The sequence below is a fragment of the Bartonella sp. AP36NXGY genome (assembly GCF_042195865.1).
Classification (GTDB): domain Bacteria; phylum Pseudomonadota; class Alphaproteobacteria; order Rhizobiales; family Rhizobiaceae; genus Bartonella.
The window spans coordinates 1-1,082 of the sequence record NZ_JBHIPD010000111.1; the positions used below are offsets into that span (position 1 = coordinate 1).

1 protein-coding gene is annotated in these 1,082 nt (G+C 42.0%); it reads right to left on the reverse strand.

All coding sequences use genetic code 11. The features are described from left to right. Nucleotides 1-788: 788 nt before the first annotated feature. Nucleotides 789-938: a hypothetical protein gene (locus ACFINX_RS10145; protein ID WP_375621917.1), complete on the reverse strand. Its 150-nt coding sequence runs from the start codon at nt 936-938 to the stop codon at nt 789-791. Between the last annotated feature and the right edge of the window lie 144 nt (nt 939-1,082).

Here is a 1,082-nt window from a genome sequence, read left to right on the forward strand (position 1 = left end):
GGAACAGTTAGGATTAGGGGGGTGATTGGTAGTAGGAGGGTAGAAATGATGGTGAGTGTGGGGGTGAGGGGTGTTGGTTTTGTGTTTTCAAGTTGTCAGTTCATCTTTGTGTTGTTAGGAGTGGGGAATAGTGATACTGAGACAGTGTAGATTAGGCGTATGTAGAAGTACAGGTTAAGTAGGGTTATGGCGACTATGATGGAGGGGATGATGAAGTTGTTGTTTATTGCAAGTTCTTGAATAGTTATTCATTTAGGTAGAAAGCCGGTTAGTGGAGGTAGACCTCCTAGGGATATGAGGGTGAATATTGTTAGTGGTATGAGTTGGGGTGATTTGTTTCAGGTAAGGGACAGTGTAAGGGTTGTGGTGTTTGAGTTTAGATTGAGGAATAGGAATATGGTGGTTGTTAGGGCGATGTATGTGGTTAAGTAGAGGGTTGTGATGGTTGGGTTGTATGTTAGTGTTATTATCATTCAGCCTATGTGAGTGATTGAGGAGTATCCTATAATTTTGCGTAATTGTGTCTGGTTTAGGCCTCCTCAGCTACCTGCTATAATAGATAGGGTTGAGAGGGTTATGAGGGCACAGGTGTTGATTGATGGGTGAATTTGGTATATAATTGAGATGGGGGCTAGTTTTTGTCATGTGAGGAGGAGTAGGCCAGGAATTAGGGGTGTTCCTTGGGTGACCTCTGGAATTCAAAAGTGAAAGGGGGCTATTCCTAGTTTTATAGCAAGGGCAGCAGTTATTATTAATGATGGGAGTTGATTGGTGGTACTTGTTATTATTCAGTGTCCTGATAGTAGGTTGTTGAGGGTAGTTGCTATTATAAGAATTATGGATGCGGTGGATTGTATTAGGAAGTATTTGGTAGCGGCTTCTGTGGAACGGGGGTTTGTTTTTTTGATTAGAATTGGAATGAAGGCTAGTATGTTTATTTCTAGGCCTGCTCAGGCGAGAAATCAGTGTGAGCTTAGTAGTGTAGTGAGTGTGCCTGTGATTATTGTGGTGTAGATGGTGAGTTGGGCTAGGAATAAACATACTAGCCTTCATTCCAATTCTAATCAAAAAAACAAACCCCC